The organism is Pseudomonas gingeri (genome assembly GCF_013386115.1).
GTDB lineage: Bacteria > Pseudomonadota > Gammaproteobacteria > Pseudomonadales > Pseudomonadaceae > Aquipseudomonas > Aquipseudomonas gingeri.
The window spans coordinates 209841-234829 of the sequence record NZ_JACAOR010000002.1 but is presented as its reverse complement, the minus strand read 5'-3'; the positions used below and the strand labels follow the sequence as shown (position 1 = coordinate 234829).

19 protein-coding genes and 1 riboswitch are annotated in these 24989 nt (G+C 64.2%); of the genes, 12 read left to right on the top strand and 7 right to left on the bottom strand.

Annotation, left to right across the window (positions count from 1 at the left end):
• Positions 1-12: 12 nt before the first annotated feature.
• Entirely contained in the window at positions 13-1290 is a 1278-nt protein-coding gene (gene waaA / locus HX881_RS05845; RefSeq protein WP_177083400.1) for a lipid IV(A) 3-deoxy-D-manno-octulosonic acid transferase, read from the top strand.
• 93 nt (positions 1291-1383) lie between these two features.
• Here the strand turns inward: waaA and HX881_RS05840 are convergent, their stop codons facing one another.
• Complete coding sequence (locus tag HX881_RS05840) at positions 1384-2823, bottom strand: TolC family outer membrane protein (protein ID WP_177083398.1); 1440 nt, start codon at positions 2821-2823, stop codon at positions 1384-1386.
• 188 nt (positions 2824-3011) lie between these two features.
• A riboswitch (TPP riboswitch) is annotated at positions 3012-3117 on the top strand.
• A gap of 146 nt (positions 3118-3263) precedes the next feature.
• On the opposite strand from HX881_RS05840, the gene thiC reads away from it, so the two are divergent.
• The gene (gene thiC / locus HX881_RS05835) at positions 3264-5153 is read left to right on the top strand and encodes a phosphomethylpyrimidine synthase ThiC (protein ID WP_017125099.1); all 1890 of its coding nucleotides are present in this window, start codon (positions 3264-3266) and stop codon (positions 5151-5153) included.
• A 184-nt stretch (positions 5154-5337) separates the two neighbouring features.
• Positions 5338-6630: a putative hydroxymethylpyrimidine transporter CytX gene (gene cytX, locus HX881_RS05830; protein WP_017125098.1), complete on the top strand. Its 1293-nt coding sequence runs from the start codon at positions 5338-5340 to the stop codon at positions 6628-6630.
• Here cytX and HX881_RS05825 read toward each other — a convergent pair.
• Positions 6599-7339, bottom strand: coding sequence for an RsiV family protein (locus HX881_RS05825; protein WP_177083396.1), 741 nt, complete (start codon positions 7337-7339; stop codon positions 6599-6601). The two genes, cytX and HX881_RS05825, sit on opposite strands and share 32 nt — an antisense overlap.
• A gap of 210 nt (positions 7340-7549) precedes the next feature.
• Between HX881_RS05825 and HX881_RS05820 the strand changes: the two genes are divergently transcribed.
• The 8 genes from HX881_RS05820 (at position 7550) to HX881_RS05785 (ending at position 16563) form a co-directional block, all read left to right on the top strand.
• Positions 7550-8170, top strand: coding sequence for an NUDIX domain-containing protein (locus HX881_RS05820; RefSeq protein WP_177083394.1), 621 nt, complete (start codon positions 7550-7552; stop codon positions 8168-8170).
• Positions 8161-8616: a DUF1249 domain-containing protein gene (locus tag HX881_RS05815; protein ID WP_017125095.1), complete on the top strand. Its 456-nt coding sequence runs from the start codon at positions 8161-8163 to the stop codon at positions 8614-8616. The genes HX881_RS05820 and HX881_RS05815 overlap by 10 nt, the downstream gene beginning before the upstream one ends.
• Positions 8617-8754: 138 nt before the next feature.
• Complete coding sequence (cpdA, locus tag HX881_RS05810) at positions 8755-9573, top strand: 3',5'-cyclic-AMP phosphodiesterase (RefSeq protein ID WP_017125094.1); 819 nt, start codon at positions 8755-8757, stop codon at positions 9571-9573.
• Between the two features lie 176 nt (positions 9574-9749).
• Positions 9750-10358 carry a YqiA/YcfP family alpha/beta fold hydrolase gene (locus HX881_RS05805; protein WP_042934918.1) on the top strand — a complete coding sequence of 203 codons (609 nt, stop codon included), beginning with the start codon at positions 9750-9752 and terminating at the stop codon, positions 10356-10358.
• 39 nt (positions 10359-10397) lie between these two features.
• Positions 10398-12302: a DNA topoisomerase IV subunit B gene (parE, locus tag HX881_RS05800; RefSeq protein ID WP_103033103.1), complete on the top strand. Its 1905-nt coding sequence runs from the start codon at positions 10398-10400 to the stop codon at positions 12300-12302.
• Positions 12302-13300 carry an esterase-like activity of phytase family protein gene (locus HX881_RS05795; protein WP_177083392.1) on the top strand — a complete coding sequence of 333 codons (999 nt, stop codon included), beginning with the start codon at positions 12302-12304 and terminating at the stop codon, positions 13298-13300. Before parE ends, HX881_RS05795 begins: the two co-directional genes overlap by 1 nt.
• Positions 13301-13417: 117 nt before the next feature.
• Entirely contained in the window at positions 13418-15676 is a 2259-nt protein-coding gene (gene parC, locus HX881_RS05790; RefSeq protein ID WP_177083390.1) for a DNA topoisomerase IV subunit A, read from the top strand.
• 176 nt (positions 15677-15852) lie between these two features.
• A complete protein-coding gene (locus HX881_RS05785) occupies positions 15853-16563 on the top strand; it encodes a PqiC family protein (protein WP_484573274.1) in 711 nt (236 codons plus the stop codon).
• A gap of 73 nt (positions 16564-16636) precedes the next feature.
• Here HX881_RS05785 and HX881_RS05780 read toward each other — a convergent pair whose 3' ends face one another.
• Entirely contained in the window at positions 16637-18181 is a 1545-nt protein-coding gene (locus tag HX881_RS05780; RefSeq protein WP_177083388.1) for an AhpA/YtjB family protein, read from the bottom strand.
• Positions 18182-18313: 132 nt separating this feature from the next.
• Here HX881_RS05780 and serB point away from each other — a divergent pair, with 132 nt between their 5' ends.
• Complete coding sequence (gene serB / locus HX881_RS05775; RefSeq protein ID WP_017125088.1) at positions 18314-19528, top strand: phosphoserine phosphatase SerB; 1215 nt, start codon at positions 18314-18316, stop codon at positions 19526-19528.
• A gap of 102 nt (positions 19529-19630) precedes the next feature.
• Here serB and HX881_RS05770 read toward each other — a convergent pair whose 3' ends face one another.
• The 4 genes from HX881_RS05770 to HX881_RS05755 form a co-directional block, all read right to left on the bottom strand.
• Entirely contained in the window at positions 19631-21436 is a 1806-nt protein-coding gene (locus HX881_RS05770; RefSeq protein ID WP_177083386.1) for a molecular chaperone, read from the bottom strand.
• A 177-nt stretch (positions 21437-21613) separates the two neighbouring features.
• Positions 21614-22477, bottom strand: a complete 864-nt coding sequence (asd, locus tag HX881_RS05765; protein WP_177083385.1) for an archaetidylserine decarboxylase — start codon at positions 22475-22477, stop codon at positions 21614-21616.
• A gap of 18 nt (positions 22478-22495) precedes the next feature.
• Complete coding sequence (locus tag HX881_RS05760; RefSeq protein WP_177083384.1) at positions 22496-23311, bottom strand: rhodanese-like domain-containing protein; 816 nt, start codon at positions 23309-23311, stop codon at positions 22496-22498.
• A gap of 43 nt (positions 23312-23354) precedes the next feature.
• A complete protein-coding gene (locus tag HX881_RS05755; RefSeq protein ID WP_017125085.1) occupies positions 23355-24893 on the bottom strand; it encodes an HDOD domain-containing protein in 1539 nt (512 codons plus the stop codon).
• Between the last annotated feature and the right edge of the window lie 96 nt (positions 24894-24989).

The following is a 24989-nucleotide window of genomic DNA, read 5'->3' as shown; positions in this document are numbered from 1 at the left end:
AACTCCGCCGCCATGAATAGAACTCTCTACACCTTGCTGTTTCATCTGGGGCTGCCGCTGGTGGCGTTGCGTCTATGGTTGCGGGCACGCAAGGCTCCGGCCTATGCCCGGCGTATCGGTGAACGTTTTGCCCGTGGCCTGCCACCGATGCGCCCGGACGGTATCTGGGTCCACGCGGTGTCGGTGGGCGAGAGCATTGCCGCCGCGCCGATGATCCGCGCGTTGCTGGCGCAGTACCCGCAGGTGCCGATCACCGTGACCTGCATGACTCCCACCGGTTCGGAGCGGATCAAGGCACTGTTCGCCAGTGAGCCGCGTATCCAGCATTGCTACCTGCCCTACGACCTGCCCTGGGCCGCGGCGCGCTTTCTCGATGCGATACGGCCCAGGCTGGCGGTGATCATGGAAACCGAGCTGTGGCCCAACCATATCCATCAGTGCGCCCGGCGCGGGATTCCGGTGGCATTGGCCAATGCGCGGCTGTCGGCGCGTTCGGCCAGGGGATACGCCCGGTTTGCCCGGCTGACCCGGCCGATGCTGGAGGAGATGAGCCTGATCGCGGTGCAGACCGAGGCCGAGGCCGAACGTTTCCGGCAATTGGGCGCGCGTCCGGAATCCGTCGAGGTCACCGGTTCGATCAAGTTCGACCTGAGTATCGATCCGCAATTGCTGGCGCGTGCCGCCGAGCTGCGCGGGCAATGGCAGGCACAGCAGCGGCCGGTGTGGATCGCCGCGAGCACCCACGAGGGCGAGGACGAGGTGGTCCTGGCGGCGCATCGGCAACTGCTGGCCAGTCATCCGGATGCCTTGCTGATCCTGGTGCCCCGGCATCCGGAGCGCTTCAACAGTGTCTTCGAATTGTGCCGGCAGCAGGGTTTCCCCACTGTTCGGCGCTCCACCGCCGAACCGGTCAGCGCACAGGTTTCGGTGCTGCTCGGCGACACCATGGGCGAGTTGCTGTTTCTCTATGCCCTGGCGGACAGCGCCTTTGTCGGCGGCAGCCTGGTGCCCAATGGCGGGCACAACCTGCTGGAGCCGGCGGCCTTGTCCAAACCGGTATTGAGCGGGCCGCACCTGTTCAACTTCCTCGAGATCGCCGCGTTGATGCGCGAAGCGGGAGCATTGCAGGAAGTGGACGATGCCGAAGGGCTGGCGGTGGCGGTGCAGCGCCTGTTCGAACTGCCGCGGGATGCGCAGAAGATGGCGGAGGCGGGGTTGAAGGTGATGCAGGCCAACCAGGGCGCGTTGCAGCGATTGCTGGATGGGTTGGGGCGGTTGTTGTCGCTGTAGGAGCCGGCTTGCCGGCGATGAGGCCCGTGAGTCTTGCGCGTCTCAGGTGACGCCATCGCCGGCAAGCCGGCTCCTACAGGGTTTGTGGCGCCATCAATAACCCGGATTGGCCTTCAGATTGGCCGCTGCCGCCTTCGCCAGGTCAGGTGGCAGGAAGTCCTTGTCCGGGTTGTAGTCGGCCTTCAGGTAGCGCGCCAGGGCGCTCAGGTCGTCCGGGCTCAGGGTCCCGGCCGCCTGCTTCAGGCGCAGGTTGTCGAGGATGTAGTCGTAGCGGGTGTTGTTGTAGTCACGCACCGAGGTGTACAGCTGGCGCTGGGCATCGAGCACGTCGACGATATTGCGCGTACCCACCTGATAGCCGATTTCGGTCGCTTCCAGCGCGCTCTGGTTGGAGATGATCGACTGCTTGCGCGCCTGTACCTGTTCCACATCGGTATTGACCGCGCGATGCAGATTGCGGGTGTTTTCCACCACCTGCCGACGCAGGGCTTCACGTTGCTGCTCGGTCTGGCTCAGGCGCGAATAGGATTCGCGGACCTGCGAGCTGGTCAGGCCGCCGCTGTAGAGCGGGATGTTCAATTGCAGGCCGACCGTGGTCTGCTTCACCGGGCCGCCATAGTTCTGGCCCAGGGCATTGGGGTTGCTCAGGCCGAAGCCGTCGTTGTCGCCAGCCTGGTACTGGGCCACCGCGTCCAGGGTCGGTGCGTGGCCGGCCTTGCGCTGCTTGAGGGTTTCCTCGGCGGCGCTGACCGCGTAGTTGCTGGCCAGCAGGTTGAGGTTCTGCCTGGCCGCGGTATCGACCCAGGCCTTGGCGTCATTGGGCGTGGGCGCCAGCACCGGCAAGGTATGGACGATACCCTGGATCGAGTTGTACTGGCGGTTGGTCAGGGTGATCAGCGCTTCGAAGGCGTCTTCGACCTGGCGCTGGGCGACGATCCGGTTGGCCCGCGAGGTGTCGTAGCTGGCCTGGGATTGCAGCACATCGGTCTTGTCCGACAGGCCCACGTCGAAGCGTTCGTTGGACTGGTCGAGCTGGCGCTTGAACGCCGCTTCCTCGGCCTTGGTCGAAGCCAGGGTGTCCTGGGCGCGCAATACCGCGAAGTAGCTTTCGGCACTTTGCAGGATCAGGTTCTGCTCGGTGGCCGACAGTTGCAGGGCGGCCTGTTCGTTGACGTCCTTGGCCGCCTGGAACTGGAACCAGCGGTCGGCGCGGAAGAGCGGCTGGCTCAGGGTCGCCTGATAGACATTGGCGCTGCGGTTCATGGTCGCCGATGGCTGATCGATCGAGGTGTGGACGTTGTTGCTGCTGGCGCCCGCCGAAAGGTTCGGCAGCAGGCCGGCACGGGCCTGGGGCACGATTTCCTTGCGCGCGTCGTAGTCGGCGCGGGCGGCGGCCAGATCGGCGTTGTTGTCGACGGCTTCCTGGTAGACGCTGACCAGGTCGGTCTTGGTCGACAAGGGCGCTTCAGCTGCCCAGACCATTCCGTTGGTCGCACAAGACACGGCCAGGGCCAGTGAGAGTTTGCGCAGCATGTGGCGATCCTTGGAGTAAATATTACGGTGATAATTCGGTGGCCGAGGCTACTGCGCGGTGCGGGCAGCGTCAAGCCGTAGGCGAGTGTAGTTGCCGTGGGGTTTCGCAACAATCCTGCATATCGGCCATTTATCCAGACGAACACGAGGGTGGTGGCGTTATGTCGCAGTCTTGGTCTACACTCGGCCCGTTCTTGTCGGGGTGCCTTGCTATGGGGCTGAGATCGGATAATTCCGGATCCCGTTGAACCTGATCAGGTTAGCGCCTGCGTAGGGAACAAGATTTCTCGTCCCCCGGCGAGTCCTCTTGTGCTCCGTCCGGGATGTTGTTCGACAATCGAACAGCGTTTGTGAGGACAGAGCACAGCACCAGTCCTGGTGCGTCCGTGCCTTTCAGGTTCGTCCCGACAATCCCCCTGGATGCCGTCTGGAGAGCCGTGATGAGTACAAAATTGAGAGATGCCGCGAACCTCAGCGATTCCGCCAAGGTCGACGAGCAATCCGTGCAGCCGTTTACCCGCTCGCAAAAAATCTACGTGCAGGGCTCGCGCCCGGATATCCGCGTGCCGATGCGTGAAATCAGCCTCGACGTGACGCCGACCGACTTCGGCGGCGAGATCAACGCTCCGGTGACCGTCTACGACACCTCGGGCCCCTACACCGATCCCAACGTTGTGATTGATGTGCGCAAGGGCCTGGGCGATGTGCGTTCGGCATGGATCGACGACCGTGGCGACACCGAGCGCCTGAGCGGTCTGAGCTCGAACTTCGGCCAGCAGCGCCTGGCCGATCCCGAGTTGACCAAGCTGCGTTTCGCCCACGTCAACAACCCGCGCCGGGCCAAGGCCGGGGCCAACGTCAGCCAGATGCACTACGCGCGCAAGGGCATCATCACCGCCGAGATGGAATACGTCGCCATCCGCGAAAACATGAAGCTGCAGGAGGCCCGCGCAGCCGGCCTGTTGAAGCAGCAGCACGCCGGCCACAGCTTCGGCGCAAGCATCCCGAAAGAGATCACCGCCGAATTCGTCCGCGAGGAAATCGCCCGCGGCCGCGCGATCATCCCGGCCAACATCAACCACGTGGAGCTTGAGCCGATGATCATCGGCCGCAACTTCCTGGTGAAGATCAACGGCAATATCGGCAACAGCGCCCTGGGTTCTTCCATCGAGGAAGAAGTGGCCAAGCTGACCTGGGGCATCCGCTGGGGTTCGGACACGGTCATGGACCTGTCCACCGGCAAGCATATCCATGAAACCCGCGAGTGGATCATCCGCAACTCGCCGGTGCCGATCGGTACCGTGCCGATCTACCAGGCGCTGGAGAAGGTCAACGGCGTGGCCGAAGACCTGACCTGGGAGCTGTTCCGCGACACCCTGATCGAACAGGCCGAGCAGGGCGTCGACTACTTCACCATCCACGCCGGCGTACTGCTGCGCTACGTGCCGATGACCGCCAAGCGCGTCACCGGGATCGTTTCCCGCGGCGGTTCGATCATGGCCAAGTGGTGCCTGGCGCACCACAAGGAAAACTTCCTCTACACCCATTTCGACGAAATCTGCGAAATCATGAAGGCCTACGACGTCAGCTTCTCGCTGGGCGACGGCCTGCGTCCGGGCTCGATTGCCGATGCCAACGACGAAGCGCAGTTCGGCGAACTGGAAACCCTGGGCGAACTGACCAAGATCGCCTGGAAGCATGATGTGCAGTGCATGATCGAAGGCCCCGGCCACGTGCCGATGCAACTGATCAAGGAGAACATGGACAAGCAGCTGGAGTGCTGCGACGAGGCGCCGTTCTACACCCTCGGTCCGCTGACCACCGACATCGCCCCGGGCTACGATCACATCACCTCCGGCATCGGTGCGGCGATGATCGGCTGGTTCGGTTGCGCCATGCTCTGCTACGTCACGCCCAAGGAACATCTGGGCCTGCCGAACAAGGATGACGTGAAGACCGGGATCATCACCTACAAGATCGCCGCCCATGCGGCCGACCTTGCCAAGGGCCATCCGGGCGCGCAGATCCGTGACAATGCCTTGAGCAAGGCGCGGTTCGAGTTCCGCTGGGAAGACCAGTTCAACCTGGGCCTGGACCCGGATACCGCGCGTTCGTACCACGACGAGACCCTGCCGAAGGACTCGGCCAAGGTCGCGCATTTCTGCTCCATGTGCGGGCCGAAGTTCTGCTCGATGAAGATCACCCAGGAAGTCCGTGAATACGCGGCCAACCAGCGGATCGAGGCGGTCGATGTGGAGGCTGCCCAGGGCATGGCGGAACAGGCGGAGCGCTTCAAGCGCGAAGGCAGCCAGTTGTACCAGAAGGTCTGATCCGATCCGGGATGAGGGGCGCCCGTATGGGCCTCTTCGCGGGCAAGCCCGCTCCTGCGTGGATGTGTCGAACGCGGCTTTGCTGTACGACAACCAATCGTGGGAGCGGGCTTGCCCGCGAAGGGGGGCCTGACAGACGCCGCTGCATTCACAATAAAAATACTTGTCTTCGAGATACCTTCCCTTGAGCACACCCAGCAGTACCTATTCTCCCGATCTCGCGGTCCCGGCCGGCCAACGTGTGTTCGGCGCGCGCGATCTGTTTTCCCTGTGGTTTTCCCTCGGCATCGGCCTGATGGTCCTGCAGACCGGCGCCTTGCTGGCGCCGGGCCTGGGCCTGTCCGGCTCGCTGCTGGCGATCCTGCTCGGTACGGCGGTGGGCGTCCTGCTGCTGGCCGCCGTCGGCGTGATCGGCAGCGACACCGGCCTGGCCTCGATGGCCGCCCTGAAACTCACCCTCGGCCAGCGCGGCGCGAGCCTGCCGGCGATCCTCAACCTGCTGCAACTGGTGGGCTGGGGTTCGTTCGAGATCATCGTCATGCGCGATGCCGCGAGCCTGCTCGGCACCCGGGCATTCAGCGAAGGCAGCCTGATGGCCAACCCGTTGCTGTGGACCCTGGTCTTCGGCGCACTGGCGACCTTGCTGGCGGTGAGCGGTCCACTGACCTTCGTGCGCAAGATCCTGCGCAAATGGGGCATCTGGCTGTTGCTGGCCGCCTGCCTGTGGCTGACCTGGAACCTCTTTGCCAGGGCCGACCTGGGCGCCTTGTGGGCCCAGGCCGGTGACGGCTCGATGCCATTTGCCGTGGGCTTCGATATCGCGATTGCCATGCCGTTGTCCTGGTTGCCGCTGATCGCCGACTACTCGCGGTTCGGCAAGCGCGCGAAAAGCGTCTTCGGCGGGACGGCGCTGGGCTTTTTTATCGGCAACTTCTGGTTGATGAGCCTGGGCGTGGCCTACACCCTGGCCTTCGCCCCAAGCGGCGAAACCAACGCCCTGCTGTTGGCCCTGGCAGGTGCCGGGCTGGGGATTCCACTGCTGCTGATCCTGCTCGACGAGTCGGAAAACGCCTTTGCCGATATCCACTCGGCGGCGGTCTCCAGTGGCATCCTGTTGCGCCTGAAGGTCGAGCACCTGGCCCTGGGCATCGGCGTGATCTGCACCCTGATCGCCTGCCTCGCGCCGCTGGCGCAGTACCAGAACTTCCTGCTGCTGATCGGCTCGGTGTTCGCGCCGTTGTTCGGCGTGGTGCTGGTGGACCACTTCATCCTGCGCCGGCGCAGTGCCCAGGTGGCCTCGTCGCTGCTGCGCTGGCCGGCACTGCTGGCCTGGCTGGGCGGCATCAGCACCTATCACCTGCTGGCCAATCTCTACCCGGACCTGGGCGCAACCCTGCCGTCACTGGTGCTGGCAGGGCTGTTGCAACTGTTGCTGGGCAAGGCCTTCACTTACGGGCGGGAAACCGCTCGGGCCTGAGGATGCCATTGAGGCGCGAATAGTCGATCTTCAGCTCGATCAGGCCTGCCGCGTAAGGGGCAATGGTCATCACGTTGTACTTGAGGATCACGCCATCGCTGGCCAGGGTGACGTTCGGGGTCTTCTGGAAGGGCCAGGCGCGGATGAAGTCCAGGTCCTGGCGGTTGCTGATCTGCCAGTTGTTGTGGGCGACCTTGGCCAGTTTCCAGAAGACCTCTTCCTGGCCCGGCAGCAGCATGTCCTGCAGGGTCAGGGCCTTGTGTTCCTGGCGCGACCAGGTGATGAAGCTGCGTCCCGGCATGCCGTGGGCACCGCCATCATCCAGGTAGCTGGACAATTCGATGATCACCAAGCCGTCATGCTGCTCGCGTACCTTGGCTTGCAAATAGCTGTTGTGGCGGCTGGCCGAGGTGGCGAGGAACTGCTCCCGATAGGCCTTGAGCGAAGGCGGCAACGGCGCGTCGGGCGAGGTGCGGGCCATTTGCAGCAGGCTGCGCTCGATCAGGCCGTCCAGTTGCGGCTCGCTCGGAAAGTGCACGGTATCGATATTCACCAGCGGGCAATCCGGTTCGTTGCAGCCTGGCTTGATCTGTTCGGATGCGTCGCTCCTGAACTCCAGCGGTTTCTGCAGGGCGGGTTGGAACAGGCTCTGGCAGGCACCCAGGGTCAGGGCGATGCAGGTCAGTGAAGCGATTTTTAGAAACGACATGTACGTCCTTCGTCAGCGAAAGAAAGGCCAAAGTGATCGGGCTTCGACTCCCGGCAGCGCACTCGGTTCGCCACTAAGCTGATTAGAGTAGGTTTCAGGGGCGGCCGTCTATCCCGGCGATGGGAAAGGGGCTGCATCGGCAGGTGTCGGCGCGTTAGGATGGCGCGAAGTCGAGGGGGAGCCTCGCCGCTACAGCTAGAGAGGATCAGCATGACCGATACCATCAAGGCCAGTCCGACGACCGTCGAGATCACCCGGCGGGAGAACTGCTTCAAGGGATTCTACCAGCTTGATCGCCTGCATCTGCGCCACGAGCTCTTCGCCGGCGGCATGGGCAAGGAGATCACGCGCGAAGTGTTCGTGCGCCATGATGCGGTATGCGTCCTGCCTTACGATGCGCGGCGCGATGAAGTGGTCCTGCTGGAGCAGTTCCGGGTGGGGGCCATGGTGGGCAATGCCGGCAATCCGTGGATGGTCGAACTGGTCGCCGGTCTGATCGACAAGGATGAACAACCGGAAGAGGTTGCTCAGCGCGAGGCGCAGGAGGAAGCTGACCTGAATCTGCAGGCCCTGTGGCCGATCACCCGATACTTTCCGTCGCCGGGTGGCAGCAACGAATTCGTTCACCTGTACCTGGGACGCTGCGAGACCGAGGGGGCTGGCGGCCTGTTTGGCCTGGTGGAGGAGAGTGAAGATATCCGGGCGTCGGTCTGGGCTTTCGAAGATGCCCTGCAGGCCGTGCGTGACGGACGAATTGCCAATGCGGCGTCGATCATTGCCTTGCAATGGCTGGCATTGAATCGCGCCGAAGTGAGGGGGTTATGGTCGTAAGTCTGCTGCGTGAACGTTATCGGGTCGATCTGATCGGGCTGCAGGCGGCCTGCGAGGCGAACTATGCCCGCCTGATGCGCCTGTTGCCGGAGATGCGCGACCAGCAGCAGCGCGCCCGGCGGATCGCTGTGACCCAGGGCGAGCAGATGCTCGGCGTCCTGGCGCTGGAGGTCCTGCAGGACAACCCCTACACCACAACGCTGCTGGTTCGCCAGGAGCACAGCCTGCCCTGGTTGCCGGTACCGGAACTGCAGGTGCAGGTCTACCACGATGCGCGCATGGCCGAAGTGATCAGTGCCGAACATGCCCGGCGTTTTCGCAGCATCTACCCGTACCCGAACGCGGCCATGCACCAGCCGGACGAGAAGGCCCAGCTCAACGTGTTCCTCGGGGAGTGGTTGAGTCATTGCCTGGCCTGCGGCCATGAATTCGAGGCAGTGCGTTAGGTTGTATCCGGCTAAATGTGAACTGTGCCCCGTTTCAGCCATTTCCTCTTTTCAGGTTCCCCGACCATAATTGCGCCCAACGCGGTTTTGAACGAAACGGTTCAAAACGGTCCAGCCAGTATTTCCCGGGAGAGCGCCTTGTCGAGCGTAGCCACTCAGTCGACCACCACGGATTCGGTGCTGTTGGTGCAACTGTCCGACAGCCATCTGTTTGCCGAGGCAGACGGTACGCTGCTGGGCATGAACACCCGCGAGAGCCTGCAACGGGTGATTGATTGTGTCCTGGTCGAACAGCCGCGGGTTGACCTGGTGCTGGCCAGTGGCGACCTGTCCCAGGACGGCACGCTGGAGTCCTACCAGTGCTTCCGCCAGATGAGCGGGCGCATCCCGGCGCCGGCCCGCTGGTTCCCGGGCAACCATGACGAGTTGCGGGAAATGGCCGAGGCCGCCAGCCACAGCGATCTGCTGGAGGCCGTGGTGGACATCGGCAACTGGCGCGTGACCCTGCTGGACTCCGCCGTGCCGGGTTCGGTGCCGGGGTATCTGCAGGACGAGCAGTTGCAACTGCTGGCACAGTCCCTGAGCGAGGCGCCGCAGCGTCATCACCTGGTCTGCTTCCATCACCATCCGGTGTCCATCGACTGTGCCTGGATGGAGCCGATCGGCCTGCGCAATCCGGAGGCACTGTTCGCCGTGCTGGACCGCTTTCCCCAGGTGCGGGCGCTGTTGTGGGGGCATATCCACCAGGAATTCGACCAGCAGCGCAATGACGTGCGCCTGCTGGCCTCGCCCTCGACCTGCGTGCAGTTCGCGCCGGGCAGCGAGGACTTCAAGGTCGACGACAAGGCCCCGGGCTACCGCTGGTTGCGCCTGCATCCGGACGGACGGCTGGATACCGGTGTTTCGCGGGTCCGCGGCTTCGATTTCAAGGTCGACTACGGTGGCACCGGTTACTGAGCTTCTCCAATATCGGTAGGAAATATCTCTGGGCGAGTCATGGCCCCGGACTCAGGCTAAACTGCGCGTCTTTGTCCGTGCACTGCCTGGCGTCCTGAGCCGCCGGGCGACTGCGCAAGGCAGCGGCTGCCTGTGCGGGGCTGCCTATGGATAGCTTACCTATGGAGAGCAGCGACATGTCCGGATCGATCCTCTATATCCACGGTTTCAACAGCTCGCCCGAGTCGCAGAAGGCGAGCCAGCTGATCTCGGTGATGACCCGCTTGGGCCTGGGCGAGCAGCTGCGGGTCCCGGCCCTGCACCATCATCCGCGCCAGGCCATGCCCCAGCTGGAAGCCGCCATTGCCGAACTCGGTCGTCCGCTGCTGGTCGGCAGCTCGCTCGGCGGCTACTATGCGACTCACCTGGCCGAGCGCCATGGCCTGAAGGCCCTGCTGGTCAACCCGGCGGTCAGCCCGCATCGGATGTTCGACGGCCATCTCGGCCCGCAGCAGAACCTCTACAGCGGCGAAACCTGGGAACTGACCCTCGACCACGTGGCGGCCTTGGCCGAACTGGAAGTGCCGGCGCCCCAAGACCCGCAGCGATTTCAGGTATGGTTGCAAACGGCCGATGAAACCCTTGATTATCGTGCGGCGCAACAGTATTACCGGGCGTGTGCCTTGCGTATCCAGGCTGGCGGCGACCATGGTTTCCAGGGCTTTGCCCGACAATTGCCGGCGTTGCTGAGTTTTGCCGGCATCGGTGCCGATAAGTATCAAGCGATCGATTTCTCTGTACTTTGAGAATGACCCCTATTCATAGACGACTGACGACGAGACCCCATGGCCACTCCCAGCGCTAGCTCTTATAACGCAGACGCCATCGAAGTCCTCTCGGGCCTCGACCCGGTGCGCAAACGCCCGGGCATGTACACCGACACCAGTCGGCCGAACCACCTTGCCCAGGAAGTCATCGACAACAGCGTCGACGAAGCCTTGGCCGGGCACGCGAAGTCGGTGCAGGTCATCCTGCACGCCGATCATTCCCTGGAAGTGTCCGACGACGGACGCGGCATGCCGGTGGATATCCACCCGGAAGAGGGCGTGTCCGGTGTCGAGCTGATCCTCACCAAGCTGCACGCGGGCGGCAAGTTCTCCAACAAGAACTACCAGTTCTCCGGCGGCCTGCACGGCGTGGGCATTTCCGTGGTCAACGCCCTGTCGACCCAGGTGCGGGTCCGGGTCAAGCGTGATGGCAACGAATACCAGATGACCTTCGCCGACGGCTTCAAGGCCACCGAGCTGGAAGTGGTCGGCACCGTGGGCAAGCGCAATACCGGCACCAGCGTGTATTTCGCGCCGGACCCGAAGTATTTCGACTCGCCGAAGTTCTCCGTCAGCCGCCTCAAGCATGTGCTCAAGGCCAAGGCGGTGCTCTGCCCGGGGTTGCTGGTCAGCTTCGAGGACAAGGCCACCGGCGAGAAGGTCGAGTGGCATTACGAAGATGGCCTGCGTTCCTATCTGGTGGACGCGGTCAGCGGCTTCGAACGCCTGCCGGACGAGCCGTTCTGCGGCAGCCTGGCCGGCAACAAGGAGGCGGTGGACTGGGCCCTGCTGTGGCTGCCCGAAGGCGGCGACAGCGTCCAGGAAAGCTATGTCAACCTGATCCCCACGGCCCAGGGCGGCACCCACGTCAACGGCTTGCGCCAGGGCCTGCTCGATGCCATGCGCGAGTTCTGTGAATTCCGCAGCCTGTTGCCGCGTGGCGTGAAGCTGGCGCCGGAAGACGTCTGGGAACGGATCGCCTTTGTCCTGTCGATGAAGATGCAGGAGCCGCAGTTCTCCGGGCAGACCAAGGAACGCCTGTCGTCCCGCGAAGCCGCGGCGTTTGTCTCCGGGGTGGTCAAGGACGCCTTCAGCCTGTGGCTCAACGCCAACCCCGAGCTGGGCATGCAACTGGCCGAGCTGGCGATCAACAACGCCGGCCGCCGCCTGAAGGCCAGCAAGAAGGTCGAACGCAAGCGTATTACCCAGGGGCCGGCCTTGCCGGGCAAGCTGGCCGACTGCGCCGGCCAGGACCCGATGCGCTCCGAACTGTTCCTGGTGGAGGGTGATTCCGCCGGCGGTTCGGCCAAGCAGGCGCGGGACAAGGAATTCCAGGCGATCCTGCCGTTGCGCGGCAAGATCCTCAATACCTGGGAAGTCGACGGCAGCGAAGTGCTCGCCAGCCAGGAAGTGCACAATATCGCCGTGGCCATCGGTGTCGATCCGGGCGCGGCGGACATGAGCCAGCTGCGCTACGGCAAGATCTGCATCCTCGCCGACGCCGACTCCGACGGCCTGCACATCGCCACCTTGCTCTGTGCCTTGTTCGTCCAGCATTTCCGGCCGCTGGTGGATGCCGGTCACGTCTACGTGGCGATGCCACCGCTGTACCGGATCGACCTCGGCAAGGAAATCTTCTATGCCCTGGATGAGGCCGAGCGCGACGGTATTCTCGATCGCCTGGTGGCCGAGAAGAAACGTGGCAAGCCGCAGGTCACCCGATTCAAGGGCCTGGGCGAAATGAACCCGCCGCAACTGCGTGAAACCACCATGGATCCGAACACCCGGCGCCTGGTGCAGTTGACCCTGGACGATTTCGAGGCGACCTCGGAAATGATGGACATGCTGCTGGCGAAAAAACGCGCCGGTGACCGCAAGAGCTGGCTGGAATCCAAGGGCGACCTGGCGGAGGTGCTGGCCTGATGCGCAGAGCCCTTGCGGCGCTGTTGCTGCTCGTCGCCTGGCCGGCGTTCGCCGATTCGAGCGCGGAACCCGGGTTTCCCGAACTGAAGTTGCTGTCCGAGCACCCGGTCGAAGGCATGCGCGGCGGCAACCTGTCCGGGCTGGCGCTGTGTGGCAAGACGTTGTGGACGGTCTCGGATCGCGACGACGATCTGCTCTACCGGCTGGATACCGCGAACCGGGTCTGGCAGGCCGAGGGCGTGCACCTGGAAGTGCCGCCGGTGCCGGACAGCGGCTTGCCCTGGGGCTTGCAGGTGCGCACCTGGGCGGCCTCGTTCGTCCGGGGTGGCGAGCTGGATTTCGAGGGGGTGAGCTGTGATGACGCGGGTAACCGCTATATCGTCAGCGAAGCCCACGCCGCGGTCCTCAAAGTACCCGCGAACGGCGCGCCGGAGTGGCTGAAGATCACCCCGAACCTGGTACGCCAGGCGCGGGGCAGTGGCATGTTGCTGCATTTCAATGCGATCTTCGAAGGCCTGGCCGTCAGCCCGGAAGGTGACCGTCTCTGGCTGGCTGCCGAGCGCGAGCGCCGGGGCCTGTTGCTGGTCAAGCGCCAGCAGACGGTGTGGGATTGCGAGGGCGCCTGCGTGCTGCTCAGCGAAGGGGGGCGCGAGATGCAGCCGCCGCAGTTTCCCAAGGCCAAGGCGGCCACCCGGGACTTTGCCGATCTGTCGCTGTTCGATGGCAAGCTGTTCACCCTGGAACGCAATGCCTACCGGATCTGTCGCCGCGATGCGCGCAGCGGGCAGGTCGAGCGCTGCTGGTCGTTTGCCGCCGAAGCGCTCACCGCCCCGCGTATCTATCCGCAGAACTACGGCCTGGCCGAAGCCCTGGTGGTCGACGCCGAGGGGGCGTGGATCGGCCTGGATAACAACAACGGGGCCCGCGCCGATGGCGAGGCCCGGCCGATCGTCTGGCGTTTTGCTGCGCCGGAAGGTGGCTGGAGCGCCGGATCATGAGCCGGTGCTTGCCTGGCAAGCGCGCCGGCCTTGTGTCGAGTGCTTTGAACAAACCTGAATTCACCCAGCGTGGCGGCGCTTTGCCGTTGCGCCAGACTACGAACTGATGAGGCCCGCATGAGCGATTCCCTTGATCTCAGCCTGGATGGCGTAGAACGCCGGTCATTGGCTGACTTCACCGAACAGGCCTACCTCAACTACTCCATGTACGTGATCATGGACCGTGCACTGCCGCATATCGGCGACGGCCTGAAACCGGTACAGCGGCGGATCGTCTACGCCATGAGTGAGCTGGGGCTGGACGCCGACGCCAAGCACAAGAAGTCCGCGCGGACCGTCGGTGACGTGCTCGGTAAATTCCACCCCCACGGCGATTCGGCCTGCTACGAAGCCATGGTGCTGATGGCGCAGCCGTTCAGCTATCGCTACACCCTGGTGGACGGCCAGGGCAACTGGGGTGCGCCGGATGATCCGAAGTCCTTCGCTGCCATGCGTTATACCGAGTCGCGGTTGTCGCGCTATTCCGAAGTGCTGCTCAGCGAACTGGGTCAGGGCACCGCGGACTGGGTGCCGAACTTCGACGGTACCCTCGACGAACCCGCCGTATTGCCGGCACGTTTGCCGAATATCCTCCTCAACGGCACCACCGGCATCGCCGTGGGCATGGCCACCGACGTGCCGCCGCACAACCTGCGGGAAGTGGCCAACGCCTGTGTGCACCTGCTGGATGAGCCCAAGGCCACGGTCGAGGATTTGTGCAAGTTCATTCCCGGCCCGGATTACCCCACCGAAGCGGAGATCATCACCCCGCAGGCCGACCTGCTGAAGATCTATGAAACCGGTCGTGGCTCGGTACGCATGCGCGCGGTCTATCGCATCGAAGACGGCGATATCGTGGTGCATGCCCTGCCGCATCAGGTCTCCGGGGCCAAGGTGCTGGAGCAGATCGCCGCGCAGATGCAGGCCAAGAAGCTGCCGATGGTCGCCGACCTGCGGGACGAATCCGATCACGAGCATCCCTGCCGGATCGTGATCATCCCGCGCTCCAACCGCATCGACCTCGACGAGCTGATGCAGCATCTGTTCGCCACCACCGACCTGGAGTCCAGCTACCGGGTCAACATCAATATCATCGGCCTGGACGGCAAGCCGCAGTTGAAGAACCTGCGCACCTTGCTGGTGGAATGGCTGGAATTCCGGGTCAACACCGTCCGTCGCCGCCTGAAGTTCCGCCTGGACAAGGTCGAGAAGCGCCTGCACCTGTTGGACGGCTTGCTGATCGCCTACCTCAACCTGGATGAAGTGATCCATATCATCCGTACCGAGGAACACCCGCGGGCCAGGCTGATCGAGCGTTTCGCCCTCAGCGAGATCCAGGCGGACTACATCCTCGATACCCGCCTGCGTCAGTTGGCGCGGCTGGAAGAGATGAAGTTGCGCTCCGAGCAGGATGAACTGCTCAAGGAGCAGGCCAAGCTGCAAGCGCTGCTGGCCAGCGAGACCAAGCTGAAGAAACTGGTGCGTACCGAGCTGCTCGCCGATGCGCAAACCTATGGCGATGACCGTCGTTCGCCGATCGTTTCCCGTGCCGAGGCCAAGGCGCTGTCGGAAAACGAATTGATGCCCACCGAGCCGGTAACAGTCGTTTTGTCGGAAAAAGGTTGGGTTCGCTGTGCAAAAGGCCATGATATTGACGCCACTGGACTGTCTTACAAGGCCGGTGATGGCTTCAAGACCTCGGCAGCGGGGCGTTCCAACCAGTTTGCGGTGTTTATCGACTCCACCGGGCGCAGTTATTCGGTGGCGGCCCACACGTTGCCGTCGGCGCGTGGCCAGGGCGAACCGCTGACCGGTCGCCTGACGCCGCCGCCGGGTGCGAGCTTCGAATGTGTGCTGTTGCCGGAAGACGAGGCCTTGTATGTCATCGCTTCCGATGCCGGGTATGGTTTCGTAGTCAAGGGTGAGGACCTGCAGGCCAAGAACAAGGCGGGCAAGACCCTGCTGAGTCTGCCCAACGGTTCCAAGGTGATGCCGCCCAAGCCGGTGACCGACCGCGAGCAGAACTGGCTGGCGGCGGTGACCACCGAGGGTCGCCTGCTGATCTTCAAGATCAGCGACCTGCCGCAACTGGGCAAGGGCAAGGGCAACAAGATCATCGGTATTCCCGGTGAGCGGGTCGCCAGTCGGGAAGAGTACGTCACCGACCTGGCGGTGATCCCGGATGGCGCGACGCTGGTGCTGCAGGCCGGCAAACGTACCTTGTCGCTCAAGGCCGATGACCTGGAGCACTACAAGGGCGAGCGTGGGCGGCGTGGCAATAAACTGCCGCGGGGCTTCCAGCGGGTCGATGCGTTATTGGTAGAAGCTGGCAATTAAGCCGGTTTAGAGCGTTTGTCCTAGCTTTTTAGCGCAGGATCGACGCTGCAACACTGGAGTCATGGCGCATATTCACGGATGATATGCGCCTCTTGGGTGCCCGCGTGGCGGAGTGCCCAAACGAATTTTCTGGATCAGACTGTGGCATGCCTTGTGGTGGCCACCTGGATGGGATGATGACTGTTCTGCGCCTTCCTCTTATGTTGCTGCTCACCGGTGTGCTCGGTTTGGCCGGCTGCAGCGTTCACCAACCGGTTTCTTTGTATCAATTGGACAGTGGCACGCCGGGCCAACCTCAACAAAGCGCGGGCATGTCCGTGGTCCTGGGACCTGTGTCCCTGGCCGATTACCTGCAACGCGAAACCCTGTTGCAACGCCAGCCGGATGGCAGCCTGACGGCGGCGACCGATGGCCGCTGGGCTGGCAGCCTGTCTTCGGACATCAATCAACTGCTGGTCCGGCAACTGGCCTGGCGCCTGGACAGCCAGCGCGTGGTGCTGTCGCCGGCGACTCCGGGCACGACGCCGGATGTGCAGGTATTGCTGTCGATCACCCGCCTGGACTCCGGTGCCAAGCAGCCGGCGATCCTGGACGCGCAATGGCGTTTGCTCGATCGTCGTGGGCAGGTGCGCGACAACCGTATCGTCCACCTCGAGCAGCAGCATGCCGGCACCTCGGCAGCGCAGGTCCAGGCTCAGGGCGAGCTGTTGCAGCGCCTGGCCGAACAGATGAGCGTGGCACTCAAGCCGCTGGCCAATCAGCCGCCATTGGTGGAAGTGCGCAAGCCGGCGGCGGCGCCGGCTCCGGTCAAGCAGGCCGAGCCGGAGAAACCGAAGATTCCGATGGCTTCGCCGATCCGTACGGACATGGAAGTGTTTCGTTTCTGAGGCCTGTATTCGAGACAACAAAAAGCCCGCGTCGAAGCGGGCTTTTTGTTGTCCTGCATTGACCGGGGGCCGGTTACTTGCCGCTGTTCTCGTGCATCCGCGCCAGTTGCCGTTCGAGCATCGACGGGTAGGGTTCCATCAGGCGTTCCACGCAGCAGGCGCCTTCAGGGCTGGCAATCGGACGGATACGGGCGCGCTGGCGGATCAGCGCATCGTCGCTGATCTGTCGCTCCACCAGCAGCAGGTTGCGGCTGTGCTGCGACAGCGCCAGGGCATCCTGGGCGGTTTCGGTCAGCAGCAGGTCGATCTGGCTCATGCCGAACAGCTCGTCACCCAGGGTCAGGCCCAGTTGCAGTTGCAGGGTGATGCCGCTGTCGGCGACTTCGATCTGCAACTGGTGGCCCAGCGCCCTGAGCAATTCGCCGCAGCAGATGGCGTTGGTCAGGTAGTCGTCGCCACTGTCCTCGGTATGGAACAGCATCAGCGTGCTGCCGTCGTTCAAGGTGTGCAGTTCGCTCTGGTACAGCGAGGCGGCCTGGTCCAGGCAGTCGCGATACCGTTCCAGCAGTTCGGTCAGGCGGGCCCGGGGCAGGCGACGCAACTGATCCTGGGCGCCCAGCTGGACCGCGAGCACGGCACTGTGCTGGGGCTGCGCAGGCACCACCGGCGCTGGTCTTGGCGCCACGGCGGTGGCGCTGCGCGGGGTTTCCCGCAGGTCGGCGAACGGGTCTTCCTCGTCCAGGTCGAGATCGTCTTCGGCGGTGCTGACGATATGCCGCGGCGCCGGCTTGGGCGTCGGGACTGCCGCGCTTTCGTCGAAGCTGGGATCACGCAGGTTGCGCACCTGGAAGCTCGGCTCGGCGGGCTCTTCCTCGTAGTCGGTCTCGTCGTAGTCGATTTCCGGCTCGGGCTCGGGTTCCGGCTTGACCGGGGCAAAGCGCGAATGCAACTGGCGGGCGAGGTCGCCGATTTCGTCCTGGCGCTGGGTGGCCGGGGTGTGCTCGTCCATGTCCCGCAACCAGACCCGCAGTTGCAGCAACGGCGTGGAGATATGCCGTCCCAGACGCAGGCTCAAGGCCAGGGCCAATGCCAGCAGGATCGCACTGAGAATGCCCATGCTTTGCAGGCTGATGGTCATCGGCTGCTGGAACTGGGCCATGTCCAGGCTGATCCGCAGGTTGCCGGCGGTCACGTCCTGGAAAGTGATCTTGGTCTGGTAGACCCCTTCGGTTTCCCCCAGCAGGCCGCTTTTCGGACGCTGGCCGGCCTCGGCGAGGATCCGGTTGTCGACGCTGTAGATCGCCGCGTGGGCCACCAACGGGTTTTTCGTCAGGTTGTTGAGCAGCACGTTGAGGCTGAGGATGTCGTTGGACACCAGCAACTCGGTCGCGGACGTGGCGGTCTGGGTGGTCAGGCTCTGGCCAAGGGCATCGGCCTGCTGATGCATGGCTTCCTTGAACTGCAATCCCATCACGCAGGCGTAGATGACCAGCGCCAGCGCGACGAGAATCACGTTGTGGCTGGCGATACGCAATGCAAGCGGTACACGGCGGTGACGCAATGCCCGGAAGATCAGCAGGAAGAAGTTATCGGTTTTGACTGGCGTGGGCCGGTTCACTGAGCGCGGCTCTTTTGTCCGTGAAGTTGACGCGCAGTATAGCGAGAGGCCCTAGACCGGCAAAGCGCTGGCGGTGCCGATGGTCACTGAAAGTGAGTAGAATGCGACTTTTTTAACGAACGGGGGTGCGCTTTGCGCGAAATCGTCCTGATTAACATCACCGGTGAGGACCGTCCGGGTCTCACCGCGGCCATTACCGGCGTGCTGGCACAAGGTGGTGTGAACATTCTCGACATCGGTCAGGCGGTTATCCACGACACCCTGTCGTTTGGCATCCTGGTTGAAATCCCGAGCACCGAGCAGGCCTCGTCGGTGCTCAAGGATATTCTGTTCACCGCCTACAAGCTCGACCAGCAGGTCCGCTTCACCCCGGTGTCGGAAGCCGATTACCAGCATTGGGTCGACGGCCAGGGCAAGAAGCGCCATATCGTCACCCTGCTGACCCGCAAGGTCACGGCCGAGCAATTGCAGCGGGTGAGTTCGATCACCGCGCAGTACGGCCTGAACATCGATCATATCGACCGCCTGTCGGGGCGCATGCCGCTGGACACCCCGGTCGACCAGGGCAAGGGCTGCATCGAGTTCTCGGTCCGCGGCGAACCGGCCGATCCGCAGGCGCTGCGTGCCGAGTTCCTCAGCGTGGCCCAGGAACTGAACGTCGATATCGCCTTCCAGGAAGACTCGCTGTTCCGGCGCAATCGGCGCCTGGCGGTGTTCGACATGGACTCGACACTGATCGAGGCCGAAGTCATCGACGAACTGGCCAAGGCGGCGGGCGTCGGCGAGCAGGTGTCGGCGATCACCGAGCGGGCGATGGCCGGTGAGCTGGACTTCCGCGCCAGCTTCAAGGAGCGCCTGGCGTTGCTCAAGGGGCTGGACGTCAGCGTGCTGGATTCGATCGGTGCCTCGCTGCGCCTGACCGAAGGGGCCGAGACCCTGTTCGCCGAGTTGAAGCGCCTGGGCTACAAGACCGCGATCCTATCGGGCGGCTTTACCTATTTCGCCCGGCAGTTGCAGGCGAAGCTGGGCATCGACTACGTGTTTGCCAACGAACTGGAAGTGGTCGACGGCAAGTGCACCGGTGTCGCCATCGAGCCGATCGTCGACGCCCAGCGCAAGGCTGACCTGCTGCGCGAACTGGCCCACAAGGAAGGCTTGCGCCTGGAGCAGACCATCGCCGTCGGCGACGGCGCCAACGACCTGCCGATGCTGGCGATTGCCGGGTTGGGCGTGGCGTTCCGCGCCAAGCCGCTGGTCAGGCAGTCGGCCAAGCAGGCGATTTCCACCCTGGGACTGGATGGCGTCCTGTACCTGCTGGGGTTCCGCGATCGCGAAGGGCAGAACTGAGGAAGGGCACCGGCTTGCCGGCGATGAGCGTTTAGAGTCTTGTGGTGTCCGTCCGGACGCCATCGCTGGCAAGCCAGCTCCTGCAAGGGGTTGGCTTGGCTCCTACAGGGTTTTCCATAGCGAGCCGAAATCTTCTTCGTGTCCCGCCGCGCCACCCGCGGCCGATTCAGCCTTGATCGCTACCGGCTGCTCGAACAACCGATATTCGAACTGATTGAAGCTGCCGGTGCTGGCCAGGCGTTTGTTCAGCCCGCCGCGGCGTTCGTCGCCATTGGTGTTGATCACCACCTTGTGGCCTTCCTGGAAGGGCAGGCGCGGTGCCAGCAGCGTGGCGGGGACCCCGATGGCGCTGATTTCCGGCAACAGCAGGGCGCGCAGGTACTGGCTGCTCTCTTCGCTGCCGCGCACCAGTTGCAGGCCGCAGGGCTGGGCATGGGGTGCGACCAGCTCGATGCCCATCTGCGTGCCGCCGCTGCGGACCTGGCGGATCCAGCGCACCACCGCGACGCTCCAGCCCTGGGCCGTCGAATCCTGGATGCCCACCAGTTCTCCCGCCTGCAACTGGCCGGGGACCTCCCTGGGCCACGCCAGGCAGTAGCCGCCGGGACTGTGGTTGATGATCTGCAGGCCGAAGGTCGGGAAGTCCTCGGCGCTGTTGGCGGCCGCCTGGCTGACCTCGGCCTCCGTGGGGTGATACTGGATTTCCTCGTAGGGCAGCAGGGTATCGGCGCTGCCGTGGCGCTCGGCGTCGAAGGCGAGCGTCCAGCTGTCCTTTTCCGCGCTGTTGGCCATTTGCGCGGTGAAATGCGCCGCGCGGCTGGCGACCGGGCGCTTGAGGATTTCGCTGAAGGAACGTTGCCCGCCGAGGTAGTAGTGCAGGGCACTCATGCCGATACACAGCGTCAGTTCGCCTTGTCCCGGCGTGCGCTGGAAGGTCCGCTCGGCCGCTTCGCCCCAGGCCGCGCAAAGGTGTTGCAGGGTGTCCAGGCTGAAGCCGGAGGGCACCAGCAGGCGCGACTGGCCGCGCTGGTCGGCGGGCAGTTCGAGGTAATCCTTCATGGCCGCGACCAGGGGCAGGGTGTTGATGCCCATCAGCCCCGGCAATTGCTCGTCGAGGAACAGCGAGGTGTAGCGCGGTGGCGCATCGGCCGCGGGGGCGATGGCGAAGAGACTCGACGGCAGGCCGGCACTCTGCAGCGTGACCAGCGCGCTCCAGGGCTCGAGGACTTCCGCCAGGCGGGCGATATTGTTCTGGCGCATCTGGTTGCTGCGTGAACAGCCCAGCAGCAGCGCGACGATATAGGTCTGCTCGATGGTCAGGGACTGGGTCTGGCTCGCCAGTTCATCCCGTACCGGGTTGCCCTGCACCTGATGGATGATGGCCAGCTGGTACAACTGGTGGACTTCGAACCACAGGCTTTCCGGCACGGGGCAATACAGCTGGCTGGCGCGGATCAGCGGACCGTTCAGGCAGTGCAGGGCCCGCTGGATGCCGATGGTCATCAGGGCCGTGCGGTCCTTGCTGAAACGCGAGGCGACGCGCATCGCGATCTGCTTGTAGCCGATGGCCAGGTGATTCTGCAGGGCCTGGCAGAGGTTGGCGACCTTGCGCGGGCGCTCATCGAGGACGATGGACTGATTGAGGAAGTGCCGCTCCAGGTGCTTGCAGACGTAATACACCTCGGGGCGCATCAGTTCGAGCAGCTGCAGGCGGTTTTCGCTGGGGGTGAGCAACTGGTTGAGTTCGCCCAGCCCTTGATACAGCAGGCGCGCGGTTTCTCCGAGATTGGCTTTCGGCAGTTCGGCGATCCAACGCTTCAGATCGCGCGGTGTTCCATCGCAGAAGGACAAGCTCAACTGCGTGGGCGTTGGCGCGCGCAACAACAGGTGAGGACTCGGATTACTCATGTAGCGGGCCAGCTCCAGCAAAGAAACAACAGGCGCCATCCATGGGCGGGGTGACAAAAAATTGATGGCAATATAATGCCACGACTCTAGCAGCTATACGGAAAGGACGCAGCCCTGTCGGTCGGATCAGGCTGCGACTCTTTGTCCGGCGGGTGAAGTCTCAGGATAGCCCGCGACTCAGGCTTCCCGGGGCAGGCCCAAACCCTGGCCCATGGTCACCGGTGAACCGGCCACCAGGCCTTCAGCCCATTTTACCTGCTCGGGACCAAACAGCACGATGGCCGTGGAACCCAATTTGAAACGGCCCAACTCGGCGCCTTTTTCCAGGTGGATCGGCGCGCGGGCGGCTTCGTCGTAACGCACGCTCTTCAGCTCGCGCTTGGGCGGCGTCACCAGCCCGGCCCAGACGGTTTCGATCGAGGCGACGATCATCGCCCCGACCAGCACCACGGCCATCGGGCCGCGCTCGGTGTCGAACAGGCAGACCACGCGCTCGTTGCGGGCGAACAGCTCCGGGACGTTTTCGGCGGTGGTCTGGTTGACCGAGAAGATCCGCCCTGGCACGTAGACCATTTCCCGCAGGGTGCCGGCCAGTGGCATGTGCACCCGGTGGTAGTCCTTGGGCGACAGGTAGATCGTCGCGAAGTCACCGCCCATGAACGGCGCGGCGACCGCCGCATCGCCACCCAGCAGTTCGAGGACGCTGTAGCTGTGGCCCTTGGCCTGGAACACGCGGCCATGCTCGATAGGACCGAGCTGGCTGACGGCACCGTCGGCCGGGCAGAGGATTGCCCCCGGCGTCTGGTCCAGGGGGCGTGCGCCTTCTTTCAGGGCACGGGTGAAGAAGGCATTGAAGTGCTCGTAGGCGGTCAGGTCTTCGACCAGCGCCTGGGACATGTCCACCTGGTAGCGCCTGGCGAACCAGGCGGTGAAGGCATTCTTGAACCAGCGCACGCGGCATTCGGCGATGCAGCCGGCCAGGCGCGACAGCAGGTGATGGGGCAGCAGGTACTGGCTGAGGATGAACAAACGCTTTTTCATCAAGGGTCCTTGGAAATCTCAAATCTCTACGGGGGTGTCGGGGTGGTTGCCCCATTCGCCCCAGGAGCCGGCATAACCTTTGACGCGCGGGTAACCGAGCGCCTTGGCCACCAGGTAGGTGAAGCCGGAGCGGTGATGGGTCTGGCAGTGGGTGATGACTTCTTTGTCCGGGGTGATGCCCAGGCTGTCGAGAATCTCCGGCATGTCCTTACGGATCCGCAGGCTGCGGGCCTGGTCCATGCCGGCGGTCCATTCGAAATTCACGGCGCCGGGGATGTGCCCGCCCTTGGCGGCGAGGACTTTTTCACCGGAGTACTCCAGCGGGCCACGGGCGTCCCAGATCGCCAGGTCGGCGGCGCCCAGGCGCGACTGCAGGTAGTCGCGGGTGGCGGTCGGTTCGTCGTGCAGCGTCAGGGCCACCGGGCTGCCGGCGGCCACCGGGGTGTCGGTGGACACCGGCAGGCTTTCGGCCAGCCATGACAGGAGGCCGCCGTCGAGGTAGTGGTAACGGCCGTGGCCGATGACATCCAGCAGCCAGATAAAGCGTCCGGCCCACCCGCCGCCTTCATCGTCATAGACCACGTAGACCGCATCCGGGTTGTGGCCCAGTTCGCCGAACAGCGCTTCGAGCGCGGCCTTCGGCGGCATCAATCCGGGCGCTGGCGGCTGGCCCAGCTGGGTGCGCTTGGGGTCGACGAAACGCGCGCCGGGAATATGCCCGGTGGCATAGCGGGCGCTGCTGGTCAGGTCCACCAGGATCAGCCCGGGCGTGTCGAGGCGCGGCAGCAGGTCGCTGGGCTCGATCACCAGCGGCAAGCCAGAGAAGTCAGGCATGTGAGGTCTCCTGGACGCAAAAGGGAGGATTGTAGCGCAAGCTTCAGGCGCTGCGGTTGGTAAAGGCTTGCAGCGCTTTCTCGATGCACTGCGCGGTCTTGCCGAAGGCCTGCACGGTCATTTCCGAGAGCGGCCCGCCTTCCTGGTCGGCCATGATCAGCATGATCACCCGGCCATTGTTGCTCAACGAACGCAGCAGCAAGTGCTCGCCGGGGAACTGGGCCCGCAGGTTGCCGGGCAGGAGAGCGGAGAACTGGGCATTGTTGGCCGGCGTCAGGCGGATCTGCGCCGGCTGGCTCAGCAGGCGCTGCAAGACGGTGCTCTGGGCAACCTGGAAGATCAGGTTGGCGGCTTCCCTGGGCAGGCCGGCGATCTGGTTGACCCGCAATGCGCTATGGCTGCGGTCGGCCATCAGGATCATCACGCGGCGCATGCCGCAGGCCACCAGGGCGTCGCGAGCGACGGTGGTCAGGTGCATGGCATTGGTGAAGCGACCGGGCTCGGCCAGCAGCTGTGCGCAGTGTTTGCGCCAGGTGCCCAGCGCCTCGGCGGTGGGGGCCGGGGCCGGCAGCAGTCCGGCATGCACGCGGCGGACATGCCAGGGCCAGATCAGGGCTTCGGCCGGGTGCCAGAGGTCTTCCATCGAATGCTGGTTGGCACTCTGGGCCGCCTGTTGGTGGATCTGTTGCTGCAACTCATCCATCGGCTGTTGCAGGTAGAGGCTCGACAGCAGTTGCCAGCGCAGGCAGTGCGGGCTGTCCCAGGCCTGTTGCGCGGCCAGGGCCAGGCCGTTGGCCAGCAGCACGGTATTGGCGGGCTGGTTCAGCCAGCGGCGCAGAGCCGGATCGGCATCCAGCCGCTGTTGCTGGTGCAGCCGGTCATCGCTGTCGCGGGCGATATGCAGCACCCTGGCGAGGGTGCGCTGTTCGGTGAGCAGCAGTTGATAACCCTGGGTCACCCACACCGGCAGGCGCCAGACATCGGCCAGCCCCTGGCACAGCTCCAGCAGGCGGATGCCGAACAGTTCCCGTTCGACGGCGGCGGCCGGTTCGTGCTTGTGCAGCACCCGCAGCTCCCAGTTTTCGAGGAGCTTCGGATGGGTCAGTGCCAGAGGCCACAAGGGCGAGAGAAACAGCAGGCTGCCCCAGTGGATGTCCTGCCAGAGTCGCGCCAGGCGCGCGGCGAACAGGCCGTTGGCCTGCTGGCTGGCGTGCTGGCTGATCAACTGCAACTGTCGCAGGGCCACCGGGATTTCTTCCGGTGGTCGCGCCGGCAGGCGTTCGAGCAGTTCTTCGGTGCGCTTGAGGCCCAGGCGATTGATCGCCACCTCGAGGTTCTCGGCCGGCTCGGTCATGCTGCCGTGGGTGTGGTGGTTGGCTTCGCAGATCACGCTCAGCGCCAGCGCGGGGCTGTCCTGCATCAGCTCGGCGATATCGCGCAGCGAGCTGCGGTTGTCGCGGATGGCCCGGCAGACGCGGTCGTGACTGTCCTGGGGGACGGGCAAACGCACGCCTTGCAGCAGCTTGATCCAGCCCTGCAGCGTGTCGGGTTTCTGCGTGGAGACAGTCGTTTCGTTAGCCATATTCGAGCGCGGTCATCATCACTGTTAACAGGCCCGTAAAGGGCTGGGCAGGCGCTGCGCAATCGACCGGAGTTGCTGGCACATGGCCGGTTTTCT

Coding starts and splice junctions, on each gene's coding strand:
- HX881_RS05815 (WP_017125095.1), top strand. CDS start 8,161: ATGGTCGTAAGTCTGCTGCGTGAACGTTATCGGGTCGATCTGATCGGG.
- parC (WP_177083390.1), top strand. CDS start 13,418: ATGAGCGATTCCCTTGATCTCAGCCTGGATGGCGTAGAACGCCGGTCA.
- asd (WP_177083385.1), bottom strand. CDS start 22,477: ATGAAAAAGCGTTTGTTCATCCTCAGCCAGTACCTGCTGCCCCATCAC.
- HX881_RS05820 (WP_177083394.1), top strand. CDS start 7,550: ATGACCGATACCATCAAGGCCAGTCCGACGACCGTCGAGATCACCCGG.
- HX881_RS05795 (WP_177083392.1), top strand. CDS start 12,302: ATGCGCAGAGCCCTTGCGGCGCTGTTGCTGCTCGTCGCCTGGCCGGCG.
- waaA (WP_177083400.1), top strand. CDS start 13: ATGAATAGAACTCTCTACACCTTGCTGTTTCATCTGGGGCTGCCGCTG.
- thiC (WP_017125099.1), top strand. CDS start 3,264: ATGAGTACAAAATTGAGAGATGCCGCGAACCTCAGCGATTCCGCCAAG.
- HX881_RS05840 (WP_177083398.1), bottom strand. CDS start 2,823: ATGCTGCGCAAACTCTCACTGGCCCTGGCCGTGTCTTGTGCGACCAAC.
- parE (WP_103033103.1), top strand. CDS start 10,398: ATGGCCACTCCCAGCGCTAGCTCTTATAACGCAGACGCCATCGAAGTC.
- HX881_RS05805 (WP_042934918.1), top strand. CDS start 9,750: ATGTCCGGATCGATCCTCTATATCCACGGTTTCAACAGCTCGCCCGAG.
- HX881_RS05825 (WP_177083396.1), bottom strand. CDS start 7,339: ATGTCGTTTCTAAAAATCGCTTCACTGACCTGCATCGCCCTGACCCTG.
- HX881_RS05755 (WP_017125085.1), bottom strand. CDS start 24,893: ATGGCTAACGAAACGACTGTCTCCACGCAGAAACCCGACACGCTGCAG.
- HX881_RS05785 (WP_484573274.1), top strand. CDS start 15,853: ATGACTGTTCTGCGCCTTCCTCTTATGTTGCTGCTCACCGGTGTGCTC.
- HX881_RS05760 (WP_177083384.1), bottom strand. CDS start 23,311: ATGCCTGACTTCTCTGGCTTGCCGCTGGTGATCGAGCCCAGCGACCTG.
- HX881_RS05770 (WP_177083386.1), bottom strand. CDS start 21,436: ATGAGTAATCCGAGTCCTCACCTGTTGTTGCGCGCGCCAACGCCCACG.